At 62.5% G+C, this 20038-nt stretch carries 23 protein-coding genes; 11 read left to right on the forward strand and 12 right to left on the reverse strand.

Annotated features, from left to right (window positions below; translation table 11 throughout):
• Nucleotides 1-42: 42 nt before the first annotated feature.
• Nucleotides 43-609, reverse strand: coding sequence for an elongation factor P (gene efp / locus PU634_RS12565; RefSeq protein ID WP_306761140.1), 567 nt, complete (start codon nt 607-609; stop codon nt 43-45).
• Between the two features lie 40 nt (nt 610-649).
• Between efp and epmB the strand changes: the two genes are divergently transcribed.
• Nucleotides 650-1669: an EF-P beta-lysylation protein EpmB gene (gene epmB, locus PU634_RS12570; RefSeq protein WP_306761141.1), complete on the forward strand. Its 1020-nt coding sequence runs from the start codon at nt 650-652 to the stop codon at nt 1667-1669.
• Nucleotides 1670-1678: 9 nt separating this feature from the next.
• On the forward strand, nt 1679-1987 hold the full coding sequence (locus PU634_RS12575) for a hypothetical protein (protein ID WP_306761142.1): 309 nt from the start codon (nt 1679-1681) through the stop codon (nt 1985-1987).
• Here the strand turns inward: PU634_RS12575 and PU634_RS12580 are convergent.
• From PU634_RS12580 to PU634_RS12595, 4 genes are all read right to left on the reverse strand, one after another.
• The gene (locus PU634_RS12580; protein WP_306761143.1) at nt 1971-3929 is read right to left on the reverse strand and encodes an EAL domain-containing protein; all 1959 of its coding nucleotides are present in this window, start codon (nt 3927-3929) and stop codon (nt 1971-1973) included. The two genes, PU634_RS12575 and PU634_RS12580, sit on opposite strands and share 17 nt — an antisense overlap.
• On the reverse strand, nt 3926-4423 hold the full coding sequence (locus PU634_RS12585; protein WP_306761144.1) for a putative pterin-binding protein: 498 nt from the start codon (nt 4421-4423) through the stop codon (nt 3926-3928). The genes PU634_RS12580 and PU634_RS12585 overlap by 4 nt, the downstream gene beginning before the upstream one ends.
• A gap of 244 nt (nt 4424-4667) precedes the next feature.
• Nucleotides 4668-6305: a chaperonin GroEL gene (gene groL / locus PU634_RS12590; protein ID WP_306761145.1), complete on the reverse strand. Its 1638-nt coding sequence runs from the start codon at nt 6303-6305 to the stop codon at nt 4668-4670.
• Between the two features lie 32 nt (nt 6306-6337).
• Nucleotides 6338-6631 carry a co-chaperone GroES gene (locus tag PU634_RS12595; RefSeq protein WP_094279192.1) on the reverse strand — a complete coding sequence of 98 codons (294 nt, stop codon included), beginning with the start codon at nt 6629-6631 and terminating at the stop codon, nt 6338-6340.
• A 197-nt stretch (nt 6632-6828) separates the two neighbouring features.
• Here PU634_RS12595 and PU634_RS12600 point away from each other — a divergent pair, with 197 nt between their 5' ends.
• Nucleotides 6829-8181 carry an MATE family efflux transporter gene (locus PU634_RS12600; protein WP_306761146.1) on the forward strand — a complete coding sequence of 451 codons (1353 nt, stop codon included), beginning with the start codon at nt 6829-6831 and terminating at the stop codon, nt 8179-8181.
• Between the two features lie 136 nt (nt 8182-8317).
• Here the strand turns inward: PU634_RS12600 and PU634_RS12605 are convergent, their stop codons facing one another.
• Nucleotides 8318-8791 carry an FxsA family protein gene (locus PU634_RS12605; protein WP_306761147.1) on the reverse strand — a complete coding sequence of 158 codons (474 nt, stop codon included), beginning with the start codon at nt 8789-8791 and terminating at the stop codon, nt 8318-8320.
• Nucleotides 8792-8904: 113 nt separating this feature from the next.
• On the opposite strand from PU634_RS12605, the gene PU634_RS12610 reads away from it, so the two are divergent.
• Both PU634_RS12610 and PU634_RS12615 read left to right on the forward strand, forming a co-directional pair.
• Nucleotides 8905-9336, forward strand: coding sequence for a protein-disulfide reductase DsbD domain-containing protein (locus PU634_RS12610; RefSeq protein ID WP_306761148.1), 432 nt, complete (start codon nt 8905-8907; stop codon nt 9334-9336).
• Complete coding sequence (locus PU634_RS12615) at nt 9333-9656, forward strand: GIY-YIG nuclease family protein (RefSeq protein WP_306761149.1); 324 nt, start codon at nt 9333-9335, stop codon at nt 9654-9656. Before PU634_RS12610 ends, PU634_RS12615 begins: the two co-directional genes overlap by 4 nt.
• Before the next feature lie 13 nt (nt 9657-9669).
• Here PU634_RS12615 and fkpA read toward each other — a convergent pair whose 3' ends face one another.
• Nucleotides 9670-10470: an FKBP-type peptidyl-prolyl cis-trans isomerase gene (gene fkpA, locus PU634_RS12620; protein WP_306761150.1), complete on the reverse strand. Its 801-nt coding sequence runs from the start codon at nt 10468-10470 to the stop codon at nt 9670-9672.
• A gap of 162 nt (nt 10471-10632) precedes the next feature.
• Nucleotides 10633-11166: a hypothetical protein gene (locus PU634_RS12625; protein ID WP_306761151.1), complete on the reverse strand. Its 534-nt coding sequence runs from the start codon at nt 11164-11166 to the stop codon at nt 10633-10635.
• A 178-nt stretch (nt 11167-11344) separates the two neighbouring features.
• Between PU634_RS12625 and PU634_RS12630 the strand changes: the two genes are divergently transcribed.
• Both PU634_RS12630 and PU634_RS12635 read left to right on the forward strand, forming a co-directional pair.
• On the forward strand, nt 11345-12340 hold the full coding sequence (locus PU634_RS12630; RefSeq protein ID WP_306761152.1) for a WD40 repeat domain-containing protein: 996 nt from the start codon (nt 11345-11347) through the stop codon (nt 12338-12340).
• A complete protein-coding gene (locus PU634_RS12635) occupies nt 12333-12548 on the forward strand; it encodes a SlyX family protein (RefSeq protein WP_306763692.1) in 216 nt (71 codons plus the stop codon). Before PU634_RS12630 ends, PU634_RS12635 begins: the two co-directional genes overlap by 8 nt.
• A 119-nt stretch (nt 12549-12667) precedes the next feature.
• On the opposite strand, the gene slyD is transcribed toward PU634_RS12635, so the two are convergent.
• Nucleotides 12668-13186 carry a peptidylprolyl isomerase gene (gene slyD / locus PU634_RS12640; RefSeq protein WP_306761153.1) on the reverse strand — a complete coding sequence of 173 codons (519 nt, stop codon included), beginning with the start codon at nt 13184-13186 and terminating at the stop codon, nt 12668-12670.
• 237 nt (nt 13187-13423) lie between these two features.
• Complete coding sequence (locus PU634_RS12645) at nt 13424-13624, reverse strand: YheV family putative zinc ribbon protein (protein WP_306761154.1); 201 nt, start codon at nt 13622-13624, stop codon at nt 13424-13426.
• A 62-nt stretch (nt 13625-13686) separates the two neighbouring features.
• On the opposite strand from PU634_RS12645, the gene PU634_RS12650 reads away from it, so the two are divergent.
• Genes PU634_RS12650 through PU634_RS12665 form a run of 4 tightly spaced genes read left to right on the forward strand, consistent with a single transcriptional unit; the run spans nt 13687 to nt 17578 of the window.
• On the forward strand, nt 13687-14376 hold the full coding sequence (locus PU634_RS12650; protein ID WP_306761155.1) for an AraC family ligand binding domain-containing protein: 690 nt from the start codon (nt 13687-13689) through the stop codon (nt 14374-14376).
• 30 nt (nt 14377-14406) lie between these two features.
• Nucleotides 14407-16305, forward strand: a complete 1899-nt coding sequence (locus tag PU634_RS12655) for an ABC transporter ATP-binding protein (protein ID WP_306761156.1) — start codon at nt 14407-14409, stop codon at nt 16303-16305.
• Entirely contained in the window at nt 16302-16727 is a 426-nt protein-coding gene (locus tag PU634_RS12660; protein ID WP_306761157.1) for a TIGR02444 family protein, read from the forward strand. Before PU634_RS12655 ends, PU634_RS12660 begins: the two co-directional genes overlap by 4 nt.
• Nucleotides 16728-16738: 11 nt before the next feature.
• Nucleotides 16739-17578, forward strand: a complete 840-nt coding sequence (locus PU634_RS12665; protein ID WP_306761158.1) for a 23S rRNA (adenine(2030)-N(6))-methyltransferase RlmJ — start codon at nt 16739-16741, stop codon at nt 17576-17578.
• 429 nt (nt 17579-18007) lie between these two features.
• On the opposite strand, the gene PU634_RS12670 is transcribed toward PU634_RS12665, so the two are convergent.
• Both PU634_RS12670 and PU634_RS12675 read right to left on the reverse strand, forming a co-directional pair.
• On the reverse strand, nt 18008-18859 hold the full coding sequence (locus PU634_RS12670; RefSeq protein ID WP_306761159.1) for a LysR substrate-binding domain-containing protein: 852 nt from the start codon (nt 18857-18859) through the stop codon (nt 18008-18010).
• Between the two features lie 48 nt (nt 18860-18907).
• Complete coding sequence (locus PU634_RS12675; RefSeq protein WP_306761160.1) at nt 18908-20011, reverse strand: 1-acyl-sn-glycerol-3-phosphate acyltransferase; 1104 nt, start codon at nt 20009-20011, stop codon at nt 18908-18910.
• Between the last annotated feature and the right edge of the window lie 27 nt (nt 20012-20038).

The raw sequence follows: 20038 nt of genomic DNA on the forward strand, positions 1-20038 counted from the left end.
AAAACGGCGCCGAAAGGCGCCGTTTTTGTCTCGGTAAACCGCTTATTTTACCCGGGACACATACTCGCCGGAGCGGGTATCCACTTTCAGCACTTCACCAATCTGAATGAACAGCGGCACCCGTACCACGGCGCCGGTGCTCAGAGTGGCAGGCTTGCCACCGGTACCGGCGGTGTCGCCCTTCAGGCCCGGATCGGTTTCAACCACTTCCAGCTCCACAAAGTTGGGCGGCGTCACGGAGATGGCGGCGCCGTTCCACAGGGTCAGGGTGCAGACGTCTTGCTCCTTCAGCCACAGCCGGGCATCGCCCACGGCTTTTTCGTCGGCGGCGATCTGCTCAAAGGTGTCGTTGTTCATGAAGTGGTAGAACTCGCCGTCGTTATACAGATAGGCCAGTTCCACATCCATCACGTCGGCGCCTTCTACCGTGTCGCCGGACTTGAAGGTTTTTTCCAGCACCTTGCCGTTGAGCAGGCGACGGATTTTCACGCGGTTGAACGCCTGTCCTTTGCCGGGTTTGACGAATTCGTTTTCGATAATGGCACAGGGTTCGCCGTCCAGCATAATCTTGAGACCGGACTTGAATTCATTGGTACTATAGGAGGCCATTTTACCCTCGTAGTTGACAGAGTTGCAGAAAATGCCGGCAATGATACCCCTAAAAGGGAGCGATTTACATATTCCCTGGCAAAAAGAGCTGGCCCGCGCCTTTACCACCCCGGAACAGCTGCTGGACTATCTGGAGCTGGACATTGCCCCCTGGCAGGATGGACTGGCCGCCCGCCGGCTGTTTCCCATGCGCGTGCCTTACCCGTTTGCCGACAAGATGCAAAAGGGTAACCCGCAGGATCCCCTGTTGCGCCAGGTGTTGCCCCTGGCCGACGAGTTCGCCGAGGTGCCAGGCTTTGTGACCGACCCGCTCGACGAGCACGACAGTGCCCTGCCCGGGCTGCTACACAAGTATCGCTCCCGCGTGTTGCTGATCCTGCGCGGTGGCTGCGCGGTGAACTGCCGTTACTGCTTTCGCCGCCATTTTCCCTACGACGACAACAGCCCGGGTCAGGGCGGCTGGCAGCCGGCGGTGGACTACATTGCCGCCCATCCGGAAATCAACGAGGTGATCCTCTCCGGCGGCGATCCGCTGATGGCCAGGGATGAACATATTGCCGCCCTGCTGAACCAGCTTGAAAGCCTGCCCCACCTTAAACGCGTGCGCATTCACAGCCGGCTGCCGGTGGTGATTCCCCAGCGACTGACCGACGACCTGCGCGATCGCCTGAGTCAAAGCCGGCTGCGCCCGGTGCTGGTGCTGCACGTCAACCACGCCAATGAAATTGACGAGCACCTGGCCACCCGTCTGCACCAGTGGCAGCGGGCCGGCATTACCCTGCTCAACCAGGGCGTGCTGCTGGCCGGGGTCAACGACCACGCCGACTCCCTCGAAGCCCTGTCGGAACGGCTGTTTGACGCCGGTGTCCTGCCCTATTACCTGTACCAGCTCGACAAGGTGGCCGGGGCCGCTCACTTCGACGTGAGCGATGACCGGGCCCGGGCGCTGATGGCCGAGTTGCTGGCCCGGCTGCCGGGCTTTCTGGTGCCCCGGCTGGTGCGGGAAATCGGTGGCGAGGCCAGCAAAACCCCCCTCGACCTAAACCTGGAACCCCGTTAAGGAAATACCATGCACGATTCGGTTATCGACCGGCTGAACGACACCCTGAAAGAGCTCTATCATCAGGCCATTGACGCCGACAAGAAACTGGCCGCCCTGCGCGCCAGGGGCCAGGCCAGGTTCAGTGCGGTACTGCGCGAAGACAGCCAGTTCATTACCCGCGCCGATCACTTCATGCCCTACGTGGCCGAACTGGCAGACGAACTGGAGATGCTGTCGGCCAGCTCGGAAGAGGAATACCAGGCACTGCTGGCGCGCATGGTGCACAAGATCCAGCTGCTGGCCACCACCCTGAGCCAGTTTATGCGCCTCGACTGACGTCGAGATCGGTCAGCCGCGCCGGCGCCAGGCTTTCCAGCCAGTTTTTCACCTCCATGGCCGCCAGCGACGGGCCGACAAAGGGGCCCTGCAACAGCGGCTCGCCGCCCAGGGCCATGATCACGCCGCGCTCGGCGGCGCTGCTCACGCCACAACAGACCGGCGGCACCCCCAGCAGCCGGGCCAGCTCAAACAGGGTGGCAAGCTGCTGGCGCGCCTCCTCGTTCTGCTCGATACCGCTGCACCAGGAGGCATTCAGCTGCAGCCAGTCCAACGGCAAGCGTGCCAGAGGCCCCCAGCGGGAGCAGCCGGTGCCGAACTCCGCCAGCATGATGCGCACTCCCAGCCGGCGCAGCTCACCCAGCACCGCCTGCGCCTGTTCCGGCGCATCCATGAGCATGGGCTCGCTCACCTCCAGCGTCAGGGCATTGCCCGCCAGGTCGAAGCCGGACAGCAGGCTTTCAAGCTGACCGCCAAGGGAAGCGCGAAACACCGAGGCCGGCAGCGCCAGACTGACAAACAGCGTTGGCTGTATTCGGCGCCAGTCGGCCAGCAGTTCGCCCACCCGCTTCAGCGCCCACAGCAGCAGCCGCTCCGACAACTGATATTGTTCGGTCACCCGGGCCAGCTCGCTGTCGCCGATATCGCCATAACGGGGGTGGCGCCATTGCAACGACAGCCGCAGTCCGGCGCACTGGCCGGCCGGCGTGGCCAGCGGGTAAAAGCGCAGGCTCAGGCTGTCGCTTTCCAGCGCCGCCGGCAGATCGGCGGCCAATTGTTGCCGGCGCTCGATTTCCTTGAGCATGGAAGGCTCAAAGATGACGTAGGGCAGCTGCTCGTGCCGGCACAGCTCCAGCGCCAGCTCCCCCCGGGCCAGCAGCTCTACCATGGTGTCCGCGTCCGCCGGATACAGCACCACCCCAATCACCGGCGTCAGGCTGAAGTCATGCTGGGCATGGGCCTCCGGCATGCTCAGCGCCTGACGAATGCGGGACAGCTGCACCCGTACATCGGACAGCTCCAGCACCCCGTCGGCCACCACCGCCAGGCTTTCCCGGCCCAGCAGGGCGATGCTTTCCTCGGGCAGCAGGCAGCTTTCCAGCCGGCGGGCAAAGGCCTGCTGCAAACGGTCGGCCACCTCAAAACCAAACTGCTGGTAAAAGCGCGAATAATCTTTCAGCGCCAGCAGGGTCAGGCTGAACGGCTGCTGACGGCCAACCAGCTGTTGCAGCCGGTGTTGCAGGGCGAAGCGATTGGGCAGCCCGGTCAGGGGATCGCGCAGCAGCCGACGACGGTAGCCGAGCAGCTCGGCTACCAGCGCCAGCAACAGCAGCAACCCGCTGAGGGCCAGCCCCAGTATGCTGATATAAAGCTCGCGCCCCAGCTCCCGGTAGGCCTGATCATACTCGGCGTAAAACAGCACATTGCTGTGCATGGTGGCGGTCATGGTCCGCGCCAGGGGCTCGGTATAGGGGCTGAGCTCCGCCAGCAGCAACTGATAATCGGGCGAGCCGGAGCGAATGGCCTTGACCATGGGCTCCATGGCCCTGACCCGGTTTTCAATCTGCTGGATAAGCTGCCACAAGTCGGGGCGATCGCTCAGGGTGTCTTTCAGCTGATTGCTGAGCAGCACGGGCGTGCGGCTCCACAGAATGTCATAGCGCAACATCAGCTCGTCGTGGTCGATGGCGCCGGCATGCAGCAGCCGCACCGCATCGAGAAAGCGGCTCATTTCCAGCTTGAGCTGCATCAGTGACCAGGGCATTTCATAGTTGCGCTGCTCCAGCAGGGTATTGTGCTGGCGAATGTCGAGCAGGGAGTGGGCAGCCTTGATACCAAACAACAGCATGCACAACAACAGCAGCAAGATGCCGGCCCGTTTGAATAAATGCACGGCACCCTGATGTTCGGTGCCGGGAATGGGAATAAACAATCGCCTCACTTGGGTTCCGTTCGTACCTTAATGTGCCTGAGCTGCCAGGCCATGTAATGCAAAAACTCCGCCTGCTGCAGCTCGGACACTCGATCATAGGGCAGAATCAACCACAGCGGGCCCTTGTCGCGCCGGCTCATCAGGCGACCGTTTTCACTCCAGGCCAGCAGCGGCGAGTAGGGGGCCACCTCCTGCCAGTCCACCGCCACACTGAAGCCATTGAGCGCCTCCAGGTAGAGGGTTCTGATTTTGGCGTGGGCAAACAGGGTATCGAGCAGGGCACGCAGATCCAGGCCACGATAGGTGTTGGGCTGTTCAGACCAGGGATGGGCGGTGGTGACCTCCCCCTGCGGCAATGCCTGCAGCTCGGGCAGGGTGAAATCCACCTGTTCAAAGGAGCGCCCTTCCAGCTCGATATTGCCGGAAATGGTCAGGATCACCGGCTCCGCGGCCAGGGCACTCCATGACACCAGCCACAGCATAACAACGCCGAGCAGCTTCATTCGTCTTCTCCTCAGCTCAAAGGATGGGGTTGATCCGGCCTTTCGAGCAGTATCCTGAACAACAATAAGGACTCATATGTCCCATCAAGACAGATGGCCATCATACCCAAAACATTTGATGCAACTGAAGTGTAATTTAGGTCATCGCTACTCCGGCGCGCCATTTTCAAAAAAAAACCGGACCTTTCGGTCCGGTTTTTAATGAGCCGGAAATAACTTCCGGCAGGGAATAATGTGATTTAAATCACATCATCCCTCCCATGCCGCCCATGCCGCCCATGTCGGGCATGGCCGGGGCTTCGTCTTTCGGCAGATCGGTCACCATGGCTTCGGTGGTGATCATCAGACCGGCCACGGAAGCAGCGAACTGCAGCGCGGAGCGGGTGACCTTGGTCGGATCCAAGATACCCATGTCCAGCATGTCGCCGTAGGTGTCGTTGCCGGCGTTGTAACCGAAGTTGCCTTCGCCGTCCTTCACCTTGGACACCACCACAGAGGCTTCTTCACCGGCGTTGGTGACAATCTGACGCAGCGGGGCTTCCATGGCGCGCAGGGCCACCTTGATACCCACGTTCTGATCTTCGTTGTCGCCGGTCAGCGCACCCAGTTTGGCGGCGGCACGCACCAGGGCCACACCGCCACCGGGCACCACGCCTTCTTCCACGGCAGCGCGGGTGGCGTGCAGGGCATCGTCAACGCGGGCCTTCTTCTCTTTCATTTCCACTTCGGTGGCGGCACCCACCTTGATCACGGCCACACCGCCGGCCAGCTTGGCCACGCGCTCCTGCAGCTTTTCGCGATCGTAGTCGGAGGTGGACTCTTCGATCTGCTGGCGGATCTGCGCCACGCGGGCATTGATGGCATCGGCCTCACCCACACCGTCGATGATGGTGGTGTTGTCCTTGCTGATCACCACGCGCTTGGCACGGCCCAGATCTTCCAGGGTGGCTTTTTCCAGCTCCAGACCCACTTCTTCGGAGATCACGGTACCGCCGGTCAGAATGGCGATGTCCTGCAGCATGGCCTTGCGACGGTCACCAAAGCCCGGGGCCTTGACGCCGGCCACCTTCACGATGCCGCGCATGTTGTTCACCACCAGGGTGGCCAGGGCTTCGCCTTCCACGTCTTCGGCCACGATCAGCAGCGGCTTGGACTGTTTGGCCACGCCTTCCAGCACCGGCAGCAGTTCGCGAATGTTGGAGACCTTCTTGTCCACCAGCAGGATGAAGGGGTCGTCCAGCTCAACGGTGCCGGTTTCCTGCTTGTTGATGAAGTAGGGAGACAGGTAGCCGCGGTCGAACTGCATGCCTTCCACCACGTCCAGCTCGTCTTCCAGGCCCTGGCCTTCTTCCACGGTGATCACACCGTCGGTGCCCACTTTCTCCATGGCTTCCGCGATCAGGGTGCCAACTTTTTCGTCGGAGTTGGCGGAGATGGTACCTACCTGAGCAATGGCCTTGGTGTCTTTACAGGGCACGGACAGGCTCTTCAGCTCGGTCACGGCCTGAGCCACGGCCTTGTCGATGCCGCGTTTCAGATCCATCGGGTTCATGCCCGCGGCCACGGCCTTCAGGCCTTCGTTGACGATGGCCTGAGCCAGTACGGTGGCGGTGGTGGTGCCGTCACCGGCTTCGTCGTTGGCCTTGGAAGCCACTTCCTTCACCATCTGGGCGCCCATGTTCTCGAACTTGTCTTCCAGCTCGATTTCCTTGGCCACGGACACGCCGTCCTTGGTGATGTTGGGGGCACCGAAGGACTTGTCCAGCACCACATTGCGGCCTTTCGGGCCCAGGGTCACCTTGACCGCGTCGGCCAGGATGTTTACGCCTTTCAGCATTTTAACGCGGGCGTCGTTACCAAATTTTACGTCTTTAGCTGCCATTGTTTATCTTCCTTAAAAGTGGATGAACCGGATTATTCTTCGACGATAGCGAGAATGTCGCCTTCGGACAGGATCAGTACTTCCTGGCCGTCCAGCTTCTCGGTCTTGACGCCAAAACCTTCGTTGAAGATCACCTTGTCACCGACCTTCACGGACATGGCTTTCACTTCACCGTTGTCCAGAGTGCGGCCATTACCCACCGCCAGCACTTCACCGCGAGTGGATTTCTCGGCGGCGGAGCCGGTCAGTACGATGCCACCGGCCGACTTGGCCTCGGCTTCAATACGCTTGATAATGACGCGATCGTGCAATGGACGAATGTTCATCGATAACTCTCCTGATGAGTGTTGTTACCTTGATAGATAAACGGCCAATGGCCGCAAACTTGTTCCGTTGCCTTCCTATATGGGAGCGCATTTGCGGCCTTCAAGAGCAAAAGACAAAATTTTTTTAAAATCATCGGCAGGGGGGCGTTATCATGGCCTCCGCGTTTTCACCCTCGCCGCTGCATCAAGGTTGTTCCGTGTCCCACACCAATTCCCTGCTCACCGCCCCCATCGGCCCGCAACTGGCGCGCATGACCGGCCCCATGGCGCTGGGCATAGTGGCGATACTGGCGTTCAATCTGGTGGACACCTTTTTTATCGGCCTGCTGGGCACGGCGCCGCTGGCAGCGGTGACCTTCACCTTTCCGGTAACCTTTGTGGTCACCTCCCTGGCCATGGGGCTGGGCGCCGGGCTGTCGGCCTGCCTGGGTCAGGCACTGGGGGCCGGCCGCCACCATGAGGCCGCCCGCTTCACCAGCCACAGCCTGCTGCTGGCACTGGTGCTGGTGCTGGTGCTGGCCGGGTTGGGACTGGCCAGCCTGGATCCCCTGTTCACCCTGCTGGGGGCCGAGCCGGCGCTAATGCCGCTGATCCACGATTACATGACCATCTGGTATGCCGCCTCGCCCATGCTGGTGCTTCCCATGGTGAGCAACGCCGCCATTCGCGCCACCGGCGATACCCGCACCCCCGGGCTGGTGATGCTGGTGGCCGGCCTGGTCAACGGCGTGCTCGACCCGCTGCTGATCTTCGGCCTGGGCCCCTTGCCGGCTCTGGGTATTCGCGGCGCAGCAATGTCCAGCGCCTGTTCCTGGCTGATCGCCATGGTGGTGGCGCTGTACCTGCTGCGGCACAGGGAGCGGCTGTTGAGCTGGCACTGGCCGGCCCTGACCACCTTGCTGCAACACTGGCGCCAGTTGCTGCAGGTGGCTATTCCCGCCTCCTTTACCAGCGTGCTCAACCCGGTAGCCACCGCCCTGCTGATGCTGCTGCTGGCGGACTTCGGCACCGAAACCGTGGCCGCCTTCGGCGCCGCCTCGCGCATTGAGGCGCTGGTGCTGATCGTAATGATGGCGCTGAGCTCGGTGCTGGCCCCTTTTGTCTCCCAGAACACCGGCGCCGGTCTGCACCGGCGCAGCCGCCAGGGCCTGCTGCTGGCCATGCGCTTTGCCCTGCTGTTTCAGCTGGGGGTGTTTGCCCTGCTGTGGTGGCTGGCGCCCTGGCTGGCCAGGCAGTTTACCGACAGCGCCGAGGTCGGTGCGCTGCTGCAGCAGTATCTGCGGCTGGTGCCGATCAGTTACGGGCTGCAGGGCTGCTTTATGCTGCTGGGCGCGGCGCTGAACGGCCTGCGGGTATCGGTGATTTCGCTGTTGCTGAACGGCGTCAGACTGTTTGGCATGCTGCTGCCGCTGGCCTGGCTGGGCGCCGGCCTGGCCGGTGCCAAGGGCATTTTCACCGGCATTCTGCTGGCCAACCTGCTGGCCGGGCTGGTGGCCTGCTTGTTCGCCTGGCGGCGTTTTCCCTGGGGCATTCGCCACCCGCTGAGTTGACGGTAGCCGGGAGCTGAAAGAGTGGTCACTCCGGCCCTGAGCCGCAGTCCGAAGCGGGTTGCCCTGCTGTCTCAAAAAAGATGCCGGCTCAGGGCCGGCATGACGAAGGGGCTGGTGCTTGCAGCGGATCAAGAGATCACTTGTCGTCCTTGTGCTCGACTTCGCCTTCAAAGGTCACGCCCTTTTTGTCCTGGTCGTGCACACGGGTTTCGCTGTGGTAATAGTACTCGGCGGTAAAGGTATGACCCTTGTTGCCGCGAATGTGGGCCCGGGACAGAAAGCGCTCGGCCAGGGCGTTGCGCACCGGCGGCAGCAACAACAGCACGCCGGCAAAGTCGGTCACAAACCCCGGCAGCAACAGCAGCACACCGCTCAGGGCCAGCATCATGCCCGACACCATTTCCCGGGCCGGGGTTTCCCCCCGGTTGAGCTTGGTCTGGGCCTCCATCAGGGTTTGCAGGCCCTGAATGCGTACCAGGCTGAGGCCGAGTATGGCGGTCAGCAGGATCAGCGCTATGGTGCTCCAGGCCCCGATGGCCGCGCCCACCTCGATAAACACGAAGATCTCCAGCAAACCGGCGCCAATGAAAAACAACAGTATTCTGCCCACGCTCACCTCTTTTTGCCGCTGACGGCTTACAATAGGGTCAAACCAACGAAATGGGGACGCCCACGTCCGTTTTCAAATACCAGTGCGCATTCCGTCAATCAAGGAAAATATCCATGAAACCCGTCCTGATCGCCGTGGCCCTGACCGGCCTGCTGCTGATGCTCGCTCCCTTTGTGCTGGAACGGTTCGGCCCCTCGCCCTCCACCGGCAACCAAGTGCTGCCGGTAGAACAGGCCTTTGATGTTCGCTACCAGCTGGACGGCAACACCCTGCAAATCGATATTGCCATCGCCCCCGATGCCTATCTTTACCGGCACAAGCTCAGTGCCGAGGGCCGGGGCGTTGAGCTGATGGCCTGGCAAGCCCCCGAGGGGGAAGCGCACCATGACGAGTATTTTGGCAACAGCCAGGTTTACCGCAACGGGCTGACGCTTCGGCTACCGGTGCGCGATGCCGGCCCGGACGCCCGTATCCTTCTTGGCTATCAGGGCTGCACCACCGGCCTGTGTTATCCGCCCCAGCAGGTTGAACTGGTGCTGCCATGAGCCAGTGGCACCTCTACCTGCTGCGCTGCCGGGACAACAGCCTGTATGGCGGCATCAGCCTGGAACCCGAGCGCCGCTGCCACGAACACAACCAGATGCGCAGCCGGGCGTCCCGTTATGTCTGGGCGCGCCGCCCGGCCGTGCTGGTGTGGCACCAGCCGGTGGCCGACCGGGCCACCGCACTGAAACTGGAATACCGGCTGAAGCGACTGCCCAGAAAGCAAAAGGAGCAGTTACTGGCCCGGCCACACCGCTGGCAACAATGGCTGCTGAAAAACGAAGACCCGGCAACCGCCGGGCCTTCTGTGCTGACCGAGTAACGCTCGGGCTCGCTTACTGCTGAGCAGCCTCTTCCGTCTTGGCGGCCACGGCTTCTTCGGCCTCGCCGGCCTTTTCAATGTCGAGCAGCTCCACTTCAAAGATCAGCACCGCATTGCCGGGAATGGAGCCGGCACCGGTCTCGCCATAGGCCAGTTTGGAGGGAATGTAGAACTTGTACTTGGAGCCCACCGGCATCAGCTGCACGCCTTCGGTCCAGCCCGGAATCACCTGGTTGAGGGGAAAACTGGCCGGCTCGCCGCGCTCGACCGAGCTGTCGAACTGGGTACCATCCACCAGGGTGCCGGTATAATGCACGGTCACCACGTCCTCGGCGGCCGGCTTGTCGCCCTCGCCCTCGGTGAGCACTTCGTACTGCAGACCGGACTCGGTGACCTGCACGCCGTCACGCTGGGCGTTTTCCTTCAGAAAGTCCTCGCCCTCCTTCAGGGTGGCGGCGGCTTCTTCCTTGGTCTTGGCTTCAATCAGCTCGTTGATGTGGGTGTCGTAGGCCATCAGCGCCTGCTGCACTTCCTCGTCGGTCATTTGGCCGTCACTGCCAAAACCGTCCTTCACGCCCTGCAGAATGACCTCGTTGTTCAGGCTCACGCCCAGCTCCTGCTGTTTTTCCAGGGTAGAGCCAATGTAACGGCCCATGGACAGACCAATGGCGTAGGCAGACTTGTCCTCGAAACTGTTCAGCTCCACCGCATTTTCGGCGGCCGGGGCGGTCGAGGCCGCCTGCTCTTCCTTACAACCACTCAACCCCGCCATCACGGCGGCTGCCAGCAAGCTGACCTGTAACAGTTTTTTCATTATCAACTCCGAGTCGGGTGCACAGACACCTTGAAAAATGAGAGGTTTATACTCAAGGATTTGCCGGCAGGTTGCAACTTGCCGAAAAAAATTCTCCCGGGCCGGCACGTCCCGCGCTGTCGCAACCTGGCTGCCCCGAACCCCGGCAGGCTTCGGGGCGGGCTAGTTTCTGGCGCCGACGGGGATCATGATGTGAGCATAGGGCGTGCCTTTCCACATCACATAGGGGCCGCCCTGGCCGGGATCGGTGGGCAGGGTGTCGAGCAGGCTGTTGTCGGGCACCAGGATCATCAGATGCGGGCCTTCAACAATCCACTGATTGTCGTCGGTAGGGCCATCGGCATAAGGATCGGTATTGCTGGCACCGCCGTCACCGGCGAGCATATAGGAGATCCCCATGGCCCTGGCCTGAAAGGTTTTTTTCTCCATCCAGGCCTGAGCCCATTCCCTCCAGGGACCATCCATGCACATGGGGGCAGTGCCATTCAGCCGGGGCGGGGTGGGGAAACAGGTATAGTCGCCGTGGCCTTGCTGCAGTACGTTTTGCTCCCAGTCCACCACGGTCACGCTGTCGCGCAGCGTGGGCGGTGCCGCCTTCAGGGCGTCGGCCAGCAGGGCCTGCTTCTGCTCGTCCGTCGGGGCGGCCTGGGCCAGCCCGCAGAGCGCCAGGGTAAGGATCAGCATTGATGTTTTCATGAAACCAGTCTCCGGTTGAGAAATGGGTACAGCGCTCCCCCCTGTCGAAGTATAGTGTTCAACGGCCTCACCCCCTGCCACCGGACGGTCGCGTCACAGAAGAAAAATCCGTGAAAACATGCGAAGCTTGGCACCACCACTTTTGTTCGGCCGCCGTTGACCCATGCTCAGATGCCCTTTGTCCGTATCCTTCCGTCTGCTGACCCCGCTGCTGGCCCTGGGCCTGCTGCTGGCCGGCTGTGACCGGGCCACGCCGCCCCTCGTCCGCCAGCCGCTGGCCAAGGGCAGCGTGGTGGCGGCCGACACCACCGCCGATGGCCGCTTTACCCTGGTGGCCGGCGGCAACGGCCCGGTGCAGGTCTGGCGGCAGGGCGGGGCCACGCCCCTTTACCAGTGGTATCAGGGTGAAGAAACCGCGCCCGTGGTGCTGCTGGCCACCAGCCCCGACGGCCAGCACGCGGCCACTGCCACCGACAGCACGGTGGCGGTCTGGTCGCTGGCAAGCGGAGAAAACCTCGGCTTTTACCGGCTGGAACAGCCCCTGCGCGCCCTGGCGCTGGCCGGGGGTGGCCGCGAGCTGTTGCTGGGTTATCAGAGCGGTGAGGTGGAATACGTGAACCTGAGCAGTGGTCGCCGGCTGCAGTTTCTCGGCCACCGGGACCGCATCAACAGCCTGGATCTCTCCGCCAATGGTCGCTATGCCCTGAGCGCCAGCCACGACGGCGAAGTGATGTTCTGGCAAACCACCAATGCCGCCGTGCTGGCACGCTGGCACCATGAACAGAGCGTAAACCTGGTGCGGCTGGACCAGCAGGGCCGATTGGCCTTCAGCGCCGATGCTCAGGGCACGGGAGCAGTTCGCCGCCTGCCCGGCGGCGAACTGCAGGCCCGGCTGCAGGTGCCCGCCCGGGGCCAGACCTTTGTCAGCGCCCGCTTCAATGCGCGGGGCGATCAGCTGGCCACCGGCGGCACCGCCCGCCGGCTGGACTTGTGGCGGCTCAGCGACGGTGCCCACCTCGGGCACCGGCAAGTGGGCCTGCACACACAGCTGAGGCCGGCCAGTGCCATGGTGTATAGTGTCGCCTTTGCGGCACCAGACCGGCTGTACAGCGTCAGCTCCGCCGGCCTGGCTGAAACCTGGACGCTAACCAACAGAGAACACCATGATGAATGACGAACTGCTGCACCGGCTGGAGCAGCTGGAAACCCGGCTGGCCTTTCAGGACGACACCATAGAGCAGCTCAACCGGGAGATCACCGCTCAGGGCGGCGAGATCGCCCGCCTCAAGCTGCAGCTCAGTCTGCTGAGCAAGAAATTCAAGGAAATGCAGCCCGGCCAGATCGCCAGCCAGGCGGAAGAAACCCCGCCGCCGCATTATTGAGGGAAACGGGAGGAGGAATACGTTTGACGTGAGGGGTAAGACGGAAAAAGTGAGGGGTAAGGGGTGAGAGGAAATTCACCTCACTCTTGGCCCCTCACCCCTCACTAACGGCCCGGCCCTTAGTGATGGTGACCGCAGCAGCCGCCGCCGTGCTCGTGGTCATGACCATGGTTGTGCTCGCCGTGTACATGGCCGTGGGCCAGCTCTTCCTCGGTGGCTTCGCGCACTTCACGCACCACGCCCCTGAACGACAGGGTCATGCCCGCCAGCGGGTGGTTGCCGTCCACCTTCACGTATTCCTCGGCCACCTCCACAATGGTCACCGGGCGGTGGCCGTCATCGGTCTCGGCTACAAAGGTGTCGCCTTCGGACACTTCCATGCCGTCAAACAGCTCGCCCGGCACCGACTGCACCAGGGATTCGTCGTATTCACCGTAGGCCTGCTCCGGACTCAGGGTCACGTCAAAGTCCTCGCCCGCCACCTTGCCGGCCAGCTCGTGTTCCAGACCGGCCACCAGGTAGCCGGTACCGTGCAGATATTGCAGCGGCTGCTTGTTTTCGGTGGAGTCGAGGATCTCGCCATCGGCGTTGCTGACGGAAAAGTCCAGAGTGACCACTGTGTTGTCGGATACTTTCATGGGAATGCGCCCTGCCTAAAAATGATGGTTTCTAGCATACATGATGGGCCGTCTGGATGAAACGAAGGCCATAAAACTGAAAATGGCCCCGAAGGGCCATTGGACGGCAGAATTCAAGAAAACACAGGGAATGGAACTTGCGCTCTGCCGCAGGGCCAGTCTATCCCGAAAGAGCGGCCGGCACCAAGTCCCGAACCGGCAAGCGGCCATAAAGCATACAAAGCAAAGGGACTGGCACTACTCCGGACGAAACACGCCAATGAGGTCGCCACCGGCGGCAGACGCCACTTTTTCTTCCGCCTGGCTTTGATGGTGGCCGCAGTGCACGCACTCGACCTTCTCGACACCATGCTCCATATACAGCATCATGGTGTCTGCCGACTGACACTGAGGGCAGACGGCGCCGGCGATAAACCGCTTTCTGCGACGGGTTTCCATGGAACGGGATCCTGTACTGTTCATCATTTTTAAAATTCTCCGCCAAAAACGAACCAACCACAATGACCGCAAGCGCCCATTACAGCATTCATCACCAGCTTTTCGATCTGCCTCACTTAACCCCCGGCAAACGCCGTCGCCACATTAAAGGCGTACTGCTGCTGGTGCACGGAGGCTCGGGCCTGTTGCAGCTCGGTCGTCAGCATTTTCCGCTGACCACAGGCGAAGCCGCCTTTCTGCCGGCGGGCACCCTGTTTGCGTGGCACGCTCTGGCCGGCAGCCGGGTCAGCCACTTCGCGTTCTCCTGCCGCCTGCCCCAGCCGGCCCAGGCCGGTCGTCTTCACCCTTCGGCACTGCTGGCGGCCATTGCCGGCCGGCTGGCCGGCTGGCAGGGCGAACAGGCCTGGCAGGGCCCCTATGGCCGCCTGTGCCGGGCCCTGCATGACGAGTTGCCAGCCCAGCCCTTGCTGCCGTTTGAATCCATGGATCCGCTGACGGCACGCATTGCCGCCGATCCCGCCGGCTTTACCCTGGAGGACGGTGAACAACAGGCGTTCAGAGACCGGTTTGGCTGCGATGCTGCCAGCTGGCGGCGCCAGTATGCCCTGCTGCAGGTGCTGCGGGAGCTGCCCAGGGCCGCAGACCCGGATGCCCTCACCCGGGCCCACGGCTTTGCCTCCTTTCCCCAGTTCGAGCAGGATTGCCGTCACTGGCTGGGAAGCCCCTGTCATACCGGGGACAAAAACGGCTAAAATACCGTTTTTGCATTTACCCGGGTTTCTATGATCACCCTCAGCCAGATTGAATTGCTTCGGGGCGGCCGCCCCCTGTTGAAAGACGCCAGCGCCACCATTCACGGCGGCCAGAAGGTCGGCCTGGTGGGCAAGAACGGCTGTGGCAAGTCCACCCTGTTTGCCCTGCTCAAGGGCGAACTCACCGTCGACAGCGGCCAGTTCGCCCTGCCCGCCGACTGGCAGCTGGCCAGCGTGGCCCAGGAAACGCCGGCACTGAACTGCTCCGCCCTCGACTACGTGATTGACGGCGATCAGCAATACCGCCGGCTGTGCCGGGAGCTGGAGGCCGCCGAGGCACGCCACGACGGCATGGCCATTGCCGAGCTGCACGGCCGGCTGGAGACCCACGGCGGCTACCATATTCACGCCCGGGCCGCGTCCCTGCTGCACGGCCTGGGGTTCGCCAACGAGGCCCACACCCGGCCGGTGAGCGACTTTTCCGGCGGCTGGCGCATGCGCCTCAACCTGGCCCAGGCGCTGATCTGCCGCTCCGATCTGCTGCTGCTCGACGAGCCCACCAACCACCTGGATCTGGATGCGGTGATCTGGCTGGAACGCTGGCTGAAAAGCTACGACGGCACCCTGATTTTGATCTCCCACGACCGGGACTTTCTCGACGCCGTGGTGGGCCGCATTATTCATATCGAAAACAGCCGGCTCAACGAATACACCGGCAACTATTCCGACTTTGAACGCATGCGCGCCGAGCAGCTGGCGCTGCAGCAGTCCCTGTATGAAAAGCAGCAACGGGCGCTGAGCCATATGCAAAGCTACGTCGACCGCTTTCGCTACAAGGCCAGCAAGGCCAAGCAGGCCCAGAGCCGGCTCAAGGCCATGGAGAAGATGGAGCGCATTCTGCCCGCCCACGTCGACTCGCCGTTCAGCTTCAGCTTTCGCCCGCCGGCCAGCCTGCCGGTGCCGCTCATTGCCATGGAGAAACTGGCCGCCGGCTACGGCGACAGGGAAATTCTGTCCAACATCAAGCTCAACCTGGTGCCCGGCTCGCGCATCGGCCTGCTGGGCCGCAACGGCGCCGGCAAGTCCACCTTTATCAAGCTGCTGGCGGGCGAGCTGGCACCGCTGGCGGGCAAACTGGAAGCCAGCAAGGGCGTGGCCCTGGGCTACTTTGCCCAGCATCAGCTGGAGAGTCTGCACCCGCAGGAGTCGGCACTCACCCACCTGGCCCGCCTCGACCCCGGGGCCACCGAGCAGAGCCTGCGCGACTACCTGGGCGGCTTCGACTTTCACGGCGACAAGGTGAAAGAGCCCGTCGGCCCCTTTTCCGGCGGTGAAAAGGCCCGGCTGGTGCTGGCGCTGATCGTCTACCAGAAACCCAACCTGCTGCTGCTGGACGAGCCCACCAACCACCTGGATCTGGACATGCGCGAGGCCCTCACCCTGGCGCTGCAGGCCTTTGAGGGCGCCATGGTGATCGTGTCCCACGACCGTCACCTGCTGCGGGCCACCACCGACGAGTTTTACCTGGTCGATGGCGGCCGGGTAGAGCCCTTTGACGGCGATCTCGACGACTACCACCAGTGGCTCACCGAGCAGGACAAGGCCGAACAGCCCGCCGACACGCCCACCGCCGGCGACAACTCGGCCCAGGCGCGCAAGGCGGAAAAGCGCCGCCAGGCCGAGCTGCGCCAGCAGACCCAGCCCCTGCGCAAGGCCATCACCAGACTGGAAGGCCAGATGGAGCGTTGCCAGCAGCAACTGGCCGGAATCGAGCAGCAACTGGCGGATCCGGACATTTACGCCACCGAGCACAAGGCGCGGTTGCAGCAGCTGCTGAAGGAGCAAAGCCCGCTGCAGCAACAGCTGGCCGAGGCGGAAATGGAATGGCTGGAGCTGCAGGAGCAGCTGGAAGCACTGGAGCAGTCATGATCAGCGCCGACGCCCTGTGGCAGTTCAGCGAACAGCATTACGGCCGCCCCGGGGTGGCCGCCGCCTGTCTGGAGTTACAGGATGAGTACGGTGCCAATGTGAACCTGCTGCTGTTACTGCTGTTGCTGGAAGAGCAGGGACTGACCGTGGATCTTGCGCCCTTTTGGCCGGTGCTTGAAAGCCGCCGCGGCCTGTTTCAGCACTGGCGTTCCCTGCGCCGGCGGCTGAAAGCGCAGCTTGATGCCGACGATTACGCCCAACTGCTGCAACATGAGCTGGAGCTGGAGCGCTGGCAGCAGCAAGAGCTGCTGGCGGTTCTGGCCGGTCACGCCCCCGGGCCCGGCAGCGGTGCCCTGCTCACCTATCTTGATTCGTTGCAGGTGGCCGACGCTCACCTGTGGCAGCTAAAACTCGCCGGTTAAGAGAAACCATCATGCTTAGTTATCGTCACGCCTTTCACGCCGGCAACCACGCCGACGTACTCAAACACGCGGTGCAGACCTTTATCCTTGAGTCACTGTGCGCCAAGGACAAGGGCTACAGCTATATCGACACTCACTCCGGCGCCGGCGGTTATACCCTGAGCCACGAGTGGACCCAGAAGAAGGCGGAATATCAGGGTGGCATTGCCCGGCTGTGGCACGAGCAGCAAAACTGGCCGCAACTGGCCGGCTATTTTGATGCCATTCGTGCCATGAACGCGAGTGAGACGCTGGAGCACTACCCGGGCTCGCCCCTGGTGGCGGCGCACTTTCAGCGCCCCCAGGACAGGCTCACCCTGATGGAGCTGCACCACAACGAGGTGGAGCTGCTGCGCCAGAACCTGGGCCGGGACGGCGTCGCCATTCACCACCGCGACGGTTTTGAAGGCATGGTGGGACTGCTGCCGCCCACACCCAAGCGCGGCCTGGTGCTGATTGACCCGCCCTATGAGCTGAAGGAGGACTACCGGCGGGTGGCCGATACCCTCAAAAAGGCCCACAAGCGCTGGCCCATCGGCATTTACGCCATCTGGTACCCGCTGCTGGCGAAAGCCGTGGATCGCAGTGAAGGCCTTAAAACTGCTTTGGCCAATCTCGGTTTTGAGCAAGTGCTGTGCGCCGAGCTTAAGGTACAGGCCCAGGCCGACGACTTTGGCATGCACGGCTCCGGCATGATAGTGCTCAACCCGCCCTGGAAGCTGGATGAAAAGCTCGCCGGACTGCTGCCAGCCTTGAGCCGAACCCTCGCCCAGGACGATCAGGCCGGCTTTACTCTGGAATGGCTGAAATAAACTAATCGTTTTCGAAGCAGTGCACTACCGTCGGTCAAAGCGCACAGCTCGAAGGCACGCTGTAAATACATCCATGTACGCTCCGTCGCGTCACCCCTGACGCGAAGGGCACGGCGAAGCAGACACCCTTTGCCCTCCCAAGAACACTCGGAGCTGACTGACGGTTTGCAGACGACGCCGATGTTGACCGAAGCAGCAGTGGAGATTGCCGGAGCCGACCGTCAAATGTCAGGGAAGGCATGTGCCGAGCGTCCATGGGGCGAGCTAGCTCGCCGTGATGAAGTAAAAATGCCTGACCGAACATTGTGTATGTTCGCAGCAGGCATTTTTAGTGAGTGGCATTCACCGAAGCGTGTCGTGAAGCGCAGCCGCACAGCTGCTTCGTGGGCCCAAAACTCAGCAAGCGACCGCCTGCTCAGTTCCCAATCCCTATTCCCGGTCTTGAAGCGCTTCCTGCTTTAACCAGTCACGCACGGTGGCAATGTCATCGAGACGAGGGGAGTCGGGACGCCACACCAGATAATAGCGGTGTTTGGGCGTGAGTTCGGAGGCAAAGGGCCGGCACAGCCGGCCCTGGCGCAGCAGATCCGCCACCAGCACAGAGCGGCTGAGCGCCACCCCCTGCCCCGCCAGCACCATTTCCAGCCCCAGGTTGCCGTCGTCCACGGTGAGCTGACGGCAGCGGGGCAATATGTGCTCATGGCCACTCAGGGCCAGCCAGTTGGCCCAGCTCACCCCGGCGTATTCCGGTCCGGCCACCAGCGGCAGGCTGATCAAATCCTCCACCCGCTGCAGCCGGGCCGCCAGCGCCGGCGAGCACACCGGAAAGGCGGTGTCGCTCATCAGCCACTCGCTGTGCAGGCCGGCATAGTTGCCTTCCCCGTAACGAATGGCCAGATCGACCTCGCCACCGGCAAAATCGGCCAGCTGCTGGCTGGGATGCAGACGCAGCTCCAGCCGAGGATGTCGTTCGGCGAAGCGCCACAGCCTTGGCATCAGCCAGCGCGCCGCCAGCGACGGCAGCACACTGAGTTGCAGCGGGCCGGCGGCATGTTCCAGCCGGGCCAGGCCACGCTCCAAAGTGGCCAGGCCCTGCTCGGCAAAGGGCAGCAGCTCGCGGCCGGCACTGGTGAGCACCATGCCGGCGCCCCGGCGCACAAACAGCCGGCAGCCGAGGGATGCTTCAAGATTGCGGATCTGCTGGCTGACCGCCGCCTGAGTGACGCACAGCTCACTGGCGGCGGCGGAATAACTGCCGTGGCGGGCCGCCACCGCAAACACCCGCAGCCCACTCAGCCGGTTGGCGGTAACAAGCCGGGGGTTCAGCGTTTAATCCTTGTTCAGCACCGGCCGGGCATACATGGCCAGCACCCGCTCGCGCAGCTCGGCGGGCACGCTGTTCATGTGCTGTTCAAAGGCCCGGCGGGCGGCGTCGTCCACGTCCACGGTCTGGCCGGCCGCCAGCAGGTTGCTGGGAAACAGCCGGTAGTTGGCGTGAATCTCCCGATCCACCGCCAGCGCCAGCTCGTCGGCGTTGTCGAAGTCGCCGGTCATCGGCTGACCAAAGGCCACGTGCACCCGGCCCTTCTGGCCGGTAATGCCCTGCACTATGCTCTGAATGTCCTCGAACTCGCTCTTTTCATAGGCGCCATGGGTTTCCTTGGCATGCAGTTCGCGGGCCTTGGCCACATCGCCGGGATCGTATTCATAGGAAATGGACACCGGCACCAGATTAAGGCTGCGAATGTAGTCGCCAAAGGGAATTTTCCGTTTTTTCCCTTCCATGTAGAACATCTTAAGAATGGCCGGATCCGTCTTGTCGTCACCGTCCTTGGCCCGGCCTTCCTTCTGGGCAATCCAGATGGAGTGCTGCCCGTCGAGGGAATGGCGCAGGTAGGCAGACAGCTCGCCAAAGGCCTTCATCATTTCCCGCGGGCCCCTGGCGGAGCGCTTGACGATAAAGCTTTTGTTGAGCTTCATCAGCTCGGTGGAGCAGGGCTTGCGCAGCAGGTTGTCGCCGATAGCGATGCGCACCGTGTCCATGCCGTGGGTATAAAGGCCCCAGTTGACGAAGGCCGGGTCCATGGCGATATCTCGGTGGTTGGAGATAAACAGGTAGCCGGTGTCGGGACGCAGGTATTCCAGGCCGGAATAGGTAACGCCGGCGGTGGTGCTGGCGATCATCTTTTCCATAAAGCCGGCCACTTCCATCTGCACCTGGTGCACGCTGTTGACGTTACGCCAGCGCCAGCCCAGATAGAGGCGAATCAACTTCTTTACCAGGCCGCCGCCCAGGCGCGACAGACCGGCAAAACGATAGCGGGCAATGGCGCCGATAAACTCGTCGTCGGCGATCAGCCGCTCAAGGGCGCCGGCGACTTCGTCGTCCCGGTAGGGACGAATCTCTTTAAACAAATCTGTGTCAGAAACCATGAAAGCCTTGGATCGAGGACAAAAAAC

This window comes from Oceanimonas pelagia (assembly GCF_030849025.1).
In the GTDB taxonomy this organism is placed as follows: domain Bacteria; phylum Pseudomonadota; class Gammaproteobacteria; order Enterobacterales; family Aeromonadaceae; genus Oceanimonas; species Oceanimonas pelagia.